Source organism: Streptococcus suis (genome assembly GCF_002964045.1).
In the GTDB taxonomy this organism is placed as follows: Bacteria; Bacillota; Bacilli; order Lactobacillales; family Streptococcaceae; genus Streptococcus; species Streptococcus suis_U.
The window spans coordinates 39165-49071 of the sequence record NZ_POPB01000400.1 but is presented as its reverse complement, the minus strand read 5'-3'; the positions used below and the strand labels follow the sequence as shown (position 1 = coordinate 49071).

The window sequence follows — 9907 nt, the reverse complement described above, 5'->3', positions numbered from 1 at the left end:
TTCGTCGGTCGGTTAAGACTAAAAGACACTGATTTTTCGCTCTGGTTAGTAGAACTGTATCAATTTCATAATGACCGTTTTCCAATCGAAGATTGATGACCTCTGGTCGCTCTTCGATTGATTTACCAGCTGGCTTAAAGTTCGGACTGGCTTGCTTCTTGACACCTTTCCATTTTCTAGGATAAAGCATGTCCGATTTCTTCAATCCTAAATGACCATTATGAAACCAGTAGTAAATGGTTGAAATCCCTACTTTCACTTGCTTCTTCTTAACCATCATTTCAGGAGAAAACTTTTGCTTATGATAGTGTAAGATCTTCTCTCTGATTTCCTTTGTTAGAATTAACTTTTTAACCGACCGTTTTCGATTGGAATGGTAAACAGTTTGTGCATAATCAGCAGAATAAACTTTCTTGTAGACCCCTTTTCGCACTTGTTGTAAGGTTGTCCCACGCTTGATTTCATTATGAATTGTTTGAGGAGCCTTTCCTAACAAGCCTGCAATTTCACGATTGGACTTATTTTCAAGTTTCCACCGCTCAATCAAGCGACGGTTATCTATTGTCAAATGTTTCCCTTTTGGTGTATAATACTTTTGCATCTCTGTGCCTTTCCTTGTGTTTGTGGTGAACAACAAGTATAGCACAGAGGTGTTTTCTTATACCTTAAATCACATTTCATTTGACAACAGGAACCCTTGAAGCTGTTTTTTCAGCTAAACCAAGGCTATGATTAGCCTTGGGCACCTAGCCTAACAGCTTCAAGCCTGTTATCAAATGAAATCATCAACTTACTCAAACATAGTGAAACATCTAATTCTTGACTAAGGTAAGGTGGCTAACTTCATTATAGAACTTTCGGTTGGAACTTTTTTTCGTATTCTCATGAACAACTTCTTACCATTCAGCCTCAGATAATTAAGCAAAAAAGACAGCTAGCAACCTAACTGTCTTTCCTTTTTATTGAACGTCAAATACCACTGACTTCACTTTAGTCATCGCTTCGATACTATAACGGATACCTTGAACACCCGCTCCTGAACCCTTGACACCCAAGAACGGGAAGTTATCTGGACCACGTTGGGTCTTGGCATTGATATGAACCGTACCAACTTCTAATTTAGAAGCAAAATCAAAAGCAAACGGATAATTGCTTGTAAAGATAGAAGATTGAAGACCATATTCAGACTGGTTACACAATTCCAACATTTCATCCAATGATGAAACACGAATAATTGGAAGAACTGGTCCAAATGGTTCTTCCCAAGCAATTTCCATATCTGATGTAACATGGTCAAGAAGGGTTGGCCAAATCAAGTTTTTCTCACGTTTGTATGGTGTCAATTCAGTTGCACCTTTTGCCTGAGCATCTCTAACCAGACCTTCAATAAATTCTGCTGATTGTTCGTCAATAACTGGCGTAATGTCCTTGTTCTCAAATGGATCACCGACAGTCAATTTCTCAACTTCTGCTTTCAACTTCGCAGCCAATTCATCCGCTACAGAATCCATAACAAGAACACGCTTAATAGCCGTACAACGTTGACCTGAATAGCTGTAGGCACCACTTACAATTTCTTTTGCAGTGTGGTCCAAATCCGCATCTTCCATAACAACCGCAGCATCCTTACCACCCAACTCAAGCATGATTGGACGAATACCTGCCAATTTACCAACTTTTTGTCCAATTGGTGTTGAACCTGTAAAATTAATGAAGTTCACTTCTGGGTGTTCGATGATGTAGTCACCAATTTCTGAACCACGACCAGTAATGGTATTGAAAACACCCGCTGGGATTCCTGCATCTGCGAAAGCTTCTGCCAACAATAGACCAGAAATAGAACCCTGCGTTGGTGGTTTAAACATAACCACATTTCCTCCGATTAGAGCCGGAGCAATCTTCGAAGCAGACAAGTTAACAGGGTAGTTGTAGGGTGCAATCGCCAATACGATACCTACTGGCTCGCGACGAACCAAGGAAACTTTTGACTTAGCAGTTGGCTCGTATGTTCCACCTTCTAATGATGAACCATAAACACGCAAACCTTCTTCAGCAGCAAAACGAATGAGATGAGCGGAACGATCCACTTCTCCGATTGATGCCTTAATACCTTTTGAAACTTCTTTTGCTAAAATTTCACCAATAGCATCCTTACGCTCTTCCAAAATATTGGCAGCTTTGTGCAAATATTGAGCACGTTCAAATGCTGACAAGGCACGCCAAGCAGGCAAGGCCTTTCTAGCAGCTTCCATTGCCTGATCAACTTCTTCTTTCGACATAGCAGGAACTGTACCAAGTTTTTCTTGATTAATCGGTGAGTGAATCTCGATTGATTTTTCTGATCCAACCCAAGAACCGTTAATATAATTATTATACGCCTTCATTTCTTCCTCCTTTGAGTATAATGTGAACATTGTAACACATTGAAATTAATTTTGCAATAATTTTTAGAAAATTTCAAATTTTCTTCCAATATACTTTCAGGTATAAAAGTTTCTATTCTATCAGTAAACAATGTATTATAATATACAATAGAATCAATACATAAAAAAAGTTTGAAGCAGTTTATCTACTCCAAACTTTCATTTTATCATTAGTTGAAATCAACATACTCTTTTTGAAGTTCAAGAACTTCTTCTGCCGTTGCACATTCTGTCAAGGCACGGTGAGCATATTCTTCCATCTTAGCTGAATCGAGTGTCTTCATGAGGCTGCGAGTACGAAGTACAGATGTTGCACTCATAGAGAACTCATCTAAGCCCATTCCGACAAGAAGTGGAACAGCTTGTTGGTCACCAGCCATCTCACCACACATACCAGCCCATTTGCCTTCTGCGTGTGCAGCCTTGATAACGTTGTTGATCAAGCGAAGGATTGATGGGTTGTATGGTTGGTAAAGGTATGAAACTTGTTCGTTCATACGGTCTGCTGCCATAGTGTACTGGATCAAGTCGTTTGTACCAATTGAGAAGAAGTCAACTTCTTTAGCGAATTGGTCTGCAATCATTGCTGCTGCAGGGATTTCAATCATGATACCAACTTGGATATCATCCGCAACTGCTACACCTTCCGCCAACAAGTTTGCTTTTTCTTCTTCAAGGATTGCTTTTGCTGCACGGAATTCAGTCAACAAGGCAACCATTGGGAACATGATACGAAGTTTACCATGTACAGATGAACGAAGAAGGGCACGCAACTGAGTACGGAACATTTGGTTACCAGTCTCAGAGATAGAGATACGAAGGGCACGGAAACCAAGGAATGGGTTCATTTCATGTGGAAGGTCGAAGTAAGGAAGTTCCTTATCACCACCGATATCCATTGTACGAACCACAACTGGCTTGCCATTCATACCTTCAAGAACAGCCTTGTAAGCTTCGTATTGCTCATCTTCAGTTGGGAAGTCTTGTGAGTCCATGTATAAGAACTCTGTACGGTAAAGACCAACAGCCTCTGCACCGTTATCGTTTACACCTTCAACGTCTTTTGGTGTACCGATGTTTGCTGCCAATTCAAAGTGTTTGCCGTCAGCTGTAACTGTTTGAGCATCTTTCAAAAGTGCCCACTCAGCTTTTTGTTTAGCATAAGCTTCACCAGCCGCTTTAAATTCTGCAATTTGTTCTTCAGTTGGGTTGATAATCACATCACCTGTGATACCGTTAACAGCAAGTACATCGCCATCTTTAACGATTTCAGTAATGTTATTTGTACCCAATACAGCAGCAATTTCAAGTGTACGAGCCATGATAGCTGAGTGACTTGTACGACCACCGATATTTGTTACAAAAGCTTTAACAAATTGTTTGTTCAATTGAGCTGTATCTGATGGAGTCAAGTCATGTGCAATAACGATAGATTCTTCGTTAATTGCAGATGGGTTTGGAAGGCGAACACCTAAGAGATTTGCCAATACACGTTTAGCAACGTCACGGATATCTGCAGCACGCTCTTGCATGTATGGGTTATCTTCCATACCTTCAAAGATAGCGATAAACATATCTGTAACTTCTTTCAAACCAGTCTCAGCATTTGTCTTCTTAGCACGGATAGTCTCTTTAATTTGACCAATCATCTCTGGGTCAGCAAGTACCATCAAGTGTGCATCAAAAACAGCTGCGGCTTCTTCACCAAGGCTAGCTACTGCGTTCTCACGAATAAGAGAAAGCTCGTTTTGAGATGCTGCAAGAGCTGCATCCAAACGAGCTTCTTCTGCATTTGTGTCTTCAACTGTAACAGTTTCGAAGGACAAATCTGGCTGAACGAGTAGATATGCCTTAGCAACGGCAACACCATCCGATGCTGCAATTCCTTTAAGCATTTCTGTCATTTTCTTATGCCAATCCTTCTTTTTCCATTGTTTCAGTGATCGCTGCGATTGCATCGTCAGCATCAGCACCTTCAGCTGAGATAGTTACATCAGCACCTTGACCAACACCAAGGCTCATAACACCCATGATAGATTTAAGGTTTACAGATTTTTCTTTGTAGTTCAAAGTGATATCTGAAGCGAATTTGCTAGCTGTTTGAACAAGCAAAGTTGCTGGACGTGCGTGAATACCTGTTTCTGCCACAATGTGGAAGTCTTTTGAAGCCATATTTGGATTCTCCTTTATTTTTACAAAATTGTGAGTTATTTGTGATAACCCTTACAAAAAGCATTATACCACTTTTTGAAATCATTTTCAAGAATTTTTTGCTTTTCTTTCAGTAAAACAAGATTAGCAATTAAGCGTAAAGGATTGAAAGTAGGATGAAAACTTGTTGTGATTGTTTTTTTGAATTCACACAATATCTAGTGCCTATTACATTTTTATTGCACAACATTTTGTGTAACGTTCGAACTTCTCTCTTGACTTTGACCCCAAAATCTTGTATCCTAGATTGGTGATTTTATTCAAAAAAGGAGAAAAAGAATGGTTACTATCTATTCAAAAAATGATTGTGTACAATGCAAAATGAGCAAGAAATTTCTTGACCAGCACAATGTAGCCTATACAGAAATCAACCTAGACGAGCAACCTGAATATATCGAGCATGTTAAAGGATTAGGCTTCTCATCAGCACCAGTTATTGAAACTGAAAATGAAGTCTTCTCTGGCTTCCAACCAGCAAAATTAAAGGCACTAGTTTAAAAACTACCTCCCTTGCTACTATTTATAGAAAGAGATTGCGATTATGAGTTTGAAAGAATTAGGCGATGTGTCCTACTTCCGTTTAAATAACGAAATCAACCGTCCAGTCAATGGACAAATTCCACTCCACAAGGACCAAGAAGCTGTTAAGGCCTTCTTCAAAGAAAATGTTATCCCAAATACCAAACAATTTGATTCCATTTTGGACAAGATTGCCTACTTATTAGAAGAAAACTATCTTGAGAAAGAATTTTTGGACCAATACAGCCCTGAATTTATCATCAAAATTGATCAATTCTTGAAAGACCAAAACTTCCGCTTCAAGTCCTTCATGGCTGCCTACAAGTTCTACAATCAGTATGCCCTCAAAACAAACGACGGTGCCTACTACTTGGAGAGCATGGAAGACCGCGTTCTCTTCAACGCCTTGTATTTTGCAGAAGGAAATGAAGAGTTGGCACTCAACTTGGCTAACGAAATGATCCATTTGCGTTACCAACCAGCTACTCCTTCTTTCCTCAACGCAGGCCGTGCTCGTCGCGGAGAGTTGGTATCGTGTTTCCTCATCCAAGTCACAGACGATATGAATTCCATCGGACGTTCCATCAACTCTGCTCTGCAATTATCCCGTATCGGTGGTGGGGTTGGTATCTCCCTCAGCAACTTGCGTGAGGCTGGGGCTCCAATCAAGGGCTACGAGGGAGCAGCTTCTGGGGTTGTTCCTGTTATGAAACTTTTCGAGGACAGCTTCTCTTACTCTAACCAACTTGGCCAACGCCAAGGGGCTGGGGTAGTGTATCTGGATGTTTTCCACCCAGACATTATCGCCTTTCTTTCAACTAAAAAAGAAAATGCTGACGAGAAAGTGCGTGTGAAGACCTTGTCACTTGGAATCACTGTTCCTGATAAATTCTATGAGTTGGCACGTAAAAATGAAGACATGTACCTCTTCAGCCCTTACTCCGTTGAGTTGGAATACGGTGTGCCTTACAGCTACCTTGATATTACGGAGAAATACGACGAGTTGGTTGCAAACCCACGCATTCGTAAGACAAAAATCAAGGCACGCGACTTGGAAACAGAAATTTCTAAACTTCAACAAGAGTCTGGTTATCCTTATGTCATCAACATCGACACTGCCAACCGTAGCAATCCTGTTGACGGCAAGATTATCATGTCCAACCTCTGTTCAGAGATTCTTCAAGTCCAAACACCAAGCGTGATCAACGACTCTCAGGAATACTTGACCATGGGAACAGATGTGTCATGTAACCTTGGCTCAACCAACATTGTCAACCTGATGAAATCGCCTGACTTTGGCCGTTCTGTCCGTACCATGACTCGTGCCCTGACCTACGTGACTGACCATTCGCACATTTCTGCGGTACCTTCTATCGAGGCTGGAAATGAGCGCGCGCATTCAATCGGTCTTGGTGCTATGGGACTTCACTCATACTTGGCACAAAACTTGATCGACTACGGATCAAAAACAGCTGTGGAATTCACCAACATCTACTTCATGCTCCTTAACTACTGGACCTTGGTAGAATCAAATAACATTGCCCGTGAACGCAAGGCAACCTTCCATAATTTTGACAAATCAAAATACGCAGACGGTAGCTATTTTGACAAGTATGTGACGGGTGACTACCAACCACAATCTAGCCGTGTTAAAGAACTTTTTGAAGGCATTTTCATTCCAAGCGGAAAAGATTGGGCTGACCTCCGTGAGAAAGTCATGGCAGATGGTCTTTACCACCAAAACCGACTAGCTGTTGCACCAAATGGATCTATTTCCTATATCAATGATGTTTCTGCTTCTATCCACCCGATTACCCAACGGATTGAAGAACGCCAAGAGAAGAAAATCGGTAAAATCTACTATCCCGCAGCTGGCTTGGCAACAGAAACCATTCCATTCTACAAATCTGCCTATGACATGGATATGCGGAAGGTTATCGATGTCTATGCTGCTGCAACTGAGCACGTTGACCAAGGTTTGTCCCTCACCCTCTTCCTCCGCAGTGAACTTCCAAAAGAACTCTACGAATGGAAAACAGAAAACAAACAAACCACCCGTGACCTCTCTATCCTCCGTAACTACGCCTTCAACAAAGGCATCAAGTCAATCTACTACATCCGTACCTTTACTGATGACGGCGAAGAAGTCGGTGCAAACCAATGTGAAAGTTGTGTGATTTAACGTAGCAAGTTTAGCTGTTGATAAATCAACTAGCTAAACTACGCTAACCGCTCTCGGCGGATTAGTTAGCTACCTCACTAACTTCGAAACTGAAGAAATATCGTCTTCAGTTTCTACGTGTCGTAATATGTGAGGGCGTTTCAACAGTCTGGGGGACTGTTGAAAGTTGGAAATGAGAAAATAGGAAATACCGCAGAGATGACTTGCATCTCAAAGGGATTTATCTTTTTTTGCCAAGTCCTTAGCCCGAACTCGATTTCAAGCCACTTAGTTACTGACTATATGGTCAGTAACTAAGTGGCTTACTACCTCGAAAAGTCGTTATTATCGAACGACTTTTCTCAGGTCGTAACTTTCACAAGATTAGCTGTTGGCAAGACAACTACCTAATCTACGCCAACCGCTATGAGCGGATTGGCTAGCTACCTTACGACACTGCCATTCACGATGTGAAGCAACTAATAAGCGATCGATTAAAATCCCTTTTAGGGGATTTTTTTACAGGCTACTATCTATTTGTGATATAATATTTGAAGTATAAGAAAAAGAAAGAGAATATGATGGAAACCTACTACAAAGCCATAAACTGGAACGCCATTGAGGATGTGATCGACAAGTCAACTTGGGAAAAATTGACAGAGCAATTCTGGCTCGATACACGTATCCCCTTATCAAACGACTTGGATGACTGGCGTAAACTTACTGCTGAAGAAAAAGACCTGGTTGGTAAGGTCTTCGGTGGATTGACCCTCTTGGATACACTTCAATCTGAAACAGGTGTCCAAGCTCTTCGCAACGATATTCGTACACCGCACGAAGAAGCTGTTTACAACAACATCCAATTCATGGAGTCAGTCCATGCCAAGTCTTACTCTTCTATCTTCTCAACCTTGAACACCAAGTCTGAGATTGAAGACATCTTTGAATGGACCAACAGCAACGAATACTTGCAACGCAAGGCAAAGATTATCAACGAAATCTACGAAACAGGTACACCACTTGAAAAGAAAGTAGCCAGTGTTTTCCTAGAAACCTTCCTCTTCTACTCTGGTTTCTTCACGCCACTCTACTACCTTGGTAACAACAAGCTGGCCAACGTTGCGGAGATCATCAAGCTGATCATCCGTGACGAGTCTGTGCACGGTACCTACATCGGCTACAAGTTCCAACTTGGTTTCAATGAATTGGCCGAGGAAGAACAAGATAAACTCCGCGACTGGATGTACGACCTTCTCTACCAACTTTATGAAAATGAAGAAGGTTACACACGCTCCCTCTATGACGCAGTCGGCTGGACAGAGGAAGTATTGACCTTCCTCCGTTACAATGCCAACAAGGCTCTCATGAACTTGGGTCAGGATCCACTCTTCCCAGATTCAGCAGATGATGTCAACCCAATCATCATGAACGGTATTTCAACTGGTACATCTAACCACGACTTCTTCTCCCAAGTTGGTAATGGCTATCTTCTTGGTGAAGTGGAAGCTATGCAGGACGATGATTACCTCTACGGTTTATAATCAAAAAAAGCAGTTCATCTGAGCTGCTTTTATTATGCTAAAAATACAATCATCAAATAGGAAATGCCGTTGTTAAGCATATGTAGAGCCATTGGGTAGCGAATATCTTGCTTAACCAAATAGAGCCAGGCAAAAGTTATCCCCATTGTAAAGTAAATCAAAAATTGCGGAAGGGTTGCTGGACCATGCACAAAACTAAACAGGGTTCCTGAAACTAGACCATAGAGCACCACAGATTTGACATCCGATAATTTAGGGAAGAAATAGGTTGCCATGAAACCACGGAAAATCAATTCTTCAAAGATACCTGCAAAAATGACCACCAGGAAAAAGGAGTGAATAGGTGCAGACTGGATAAAGGCAACTGCATTTTTCTGATTGTCCGATTCAGGAACAGGTAGGAGAAATTGGAGAATGAAGAAGGCAAGATAGGCTAGTAACGGATAGGCCATATGCTTCAGCCAAGGCTTATCTAGCGTCAGCTGCATTGTTTTTCTTGGATACAAGACTTTCCAAAGAAGGTAGGAAAAACCAATTAACAAGGGCAAGCCTACAATCAATCCAAACCAATAAAGTCCCTCTGCAGCACTAGCTGGAATACCCTCTACCTGCTCAGTAGCCCATGGTAACTGGAGGAACTGGGCACCGAATTGATAGGCAATGTAATAGGCTAATAATAAACCAGAATGTTTTAAAAATTTCTTCATGATGTATTCCTCCTTATTCTAAAACCGTCACATCAACAATATTATCGACCCGAACCAATTTGGTTTCCATCTCTCCTGTCGCTAATTCTCGGGAAATTTTAACCCAATCCTCATCCACAGCTAAAATGCTGTATTCGTAAATGGTCATAAATTCCTCATCGAAACGGATTTTGGCTTTACTTCCGACCAATTCTTTTAATAAAACAGACATCTGATTTTCTCCTTTTAGACCTTTTTGTAGTTTGTTTACCTTGCTTTGCAACTGCTTCACCTTTTTCCTATCTGACAGGTAAGTGAACAATAAATAAGCAAAGGCTATCCATAAAAATAGTTCCATTTTTAGCT

At 41.1% G+C, this 9907-nt stretch carries 9 protein-coding genes; 3 read left to right on the top strand and 6 right to left on the bottom strand.

Annotated elements, in window-relative coordinates:
* From C1E99_RS10265 to C1E99_RS10250, 4 genes are all read right to left on the bottom strand, one after another.
* On the bottom strand, window positions 1–601 hold a 601-nt coding region (locus C1E99_RS10265), incomplete at its 3' end, for an IS30 family transposase (protein WP_105207486.1).
* A gap of 358 nt (window positions 602–959) precedes the next feature.
* Window positions 960–2384 carry an NADP-dependent glyceraldehyde-3-phosphate dehydrogenase gene (locus C1E99_RS10260; protein WP_105207485.1) on the bottom strand — a complete coding sequence of 475 codons (1425 nt, stop codon included), beginning with the start codon at window positions 2382–2384 and terminating at the stop codon, window positions 960–962.
* A 209-nt stretch (window positions 2385–2593) separates the two neighbouring features.
* Window positions 2594–4327: a phosphoenolpyruvate--protein phosphotransferase gene (ptsP, locus tag C1E99_RS10255; protein ID WP_105107536.1), complete on the bottom strand. Its 1734-nt coding sequence runs from the start codon at window positions 4325–4327 to the stop codon at window positions 2594–2596.
* Window positions 4328–4331: 4 nt separating this feature from the next.
* Window positions 4332–4595, bottom strand: coding sequence for a phosphocarrier protein HPr (locus C1E99_RS10250; RefSeq protein ID WP_002936050.1), 264 nt, complete (start codon window positions 4593–4595; stop codon window positions 4332–4334).
* 318 nt (window positions 4596–4913) lie between these two features.
* Between C1E99_RS10250 and nrdH the strand changes: the two genes are divergently transcribed.
* The 3 genes from nrdH (at window position 4914) to nrdF (ending at window position 8855) form a co-directional block, all read left to right on the top strand.
* Window positions 4914–5132 (top strand): glutaredoxin-like protein NrdH, encoded by a 219-nt coding sequence (nrdH, locus tag C1E99_RS10245; protein ID WP_105107537.1) that lies wholly within the window; start codon window positions 4914–4916, stop codon window positions 5130–5132.
* 43 nt (window positions 5133–5175) lie between these two features.
* Window positions 5176–7335, top strand: coding sequence for a class 1b ribonucleoside-diphosphate reductase subunit alpha (nrdE, locus tag C1E99_RS10240; RefSeq protein ID WP_105207484.1), 2160 nt, complete (start codon window positions 5176–5178; stop codon window positions 7333–7335).
* Window positions 7336–7895: 560 nt separating this feature from the next.
* The gene (gene nrdF, locus C1E99_RS10235; protein ID WP_105207483.1) at window positions 7896–8855 is read left to right on the top strand and encodes a class 1b ribonucleoside-diphosphate reductase subunit beta; all 960 of its coding nucleotides are present in this window, start codon (window positions 7896–7898) and stop codon (window positions 8853–8855) included.
* Window positions 8856–8887: 32 nt separating this feature from the next.
* Here nrdF and C1E99_RS10230 read toward each other — a convergent pair whose 3' ends face one another.
* Both C1E99_RS10230 and C1E99_RS10225 read right to left on the bottom strand, forming a co-directional pair.
* Window positions 8888–9562, bottom strand: coding sequence for a CPBP family intramembrane glutamic endopeptidase (locus tag C1E99_RS10230; RefSeq protein WP_105207482.1), 675 nt, complete (start codon window positions 9560–9562; stop codon window positions 8888–8890).
* 13 nt (window positions 9563–9575) lie between these two features.
* Window positions 9576–9899 carry a hypothetical protein gene (locus tag C1E99_RS10225; protein ID WP_105207481.1) on the bottom strand — a complete coding sequence of 108 codons (324 nt, stop codon included), beginning with the start codon at window positions 9897–9899 and terminating at the stop codon, window positions 9576–9578.
* Window positions 9900–9907 lie beyond the last annotated feature (8 nt).

Bases quoted from the DNA above. Each gene is read 5' to 3' on its own strand.
- C1E99_RS10260 (WP_105207485.1), bottom strand. From the start codon at position 2,384: ATGAAGGCGTATAATAATTATATTAACGGTTCTTGGGTTGGATCAGAA.
- ptsP (WP_105107536.1), bottom strand. From the start codon at position 4,327: ATGACAGAAATGCTTAAAGGAATTGCAGCATCGGATGGTGTTGCCGTT.
- C1E99_RS10250 (WP_002936050.1), bottom strand. From the start codon at position 4,595: ATGGCTTCAAAAGACTTCCACATTGTGGCAGAAACAGGTATTCACGCA.
- nrdH (WP_105107537.1), top strand. From the start codon at position 4,914: ATGGTTACTATCTATTCAAAAAATGATTGTGTACAATGCAAAATGAGC.
- nrdE (WP_105207484.1), top strand. From the start codon at position 5,176: ATGAGTTTGAAAGAATTAGGCGATGTGTCCTACTTCCGTTTAAATAAC.
- nrdF (WP_105207483.1), top strand. From the start codon at position 7,896: ATGGAAACCTACTACAAAGCCATAAACTGGAACGCCATTGAGGATGTG.
- C1E99_RS10230 (WP_105207482.1), bottom strand. From the start codon at position 9,562: ATGAAGAAATTTTTAAAACATTCTGGTTTATTATTAGCCTATTACATT.
- C1E99_RS10225 (WP_105207481.1), bottom strand. From the start codon at position 9,899: ATGGAACTATTTTTATGGATAGCCTTTGCTTATTTATTGTTCACTTAC.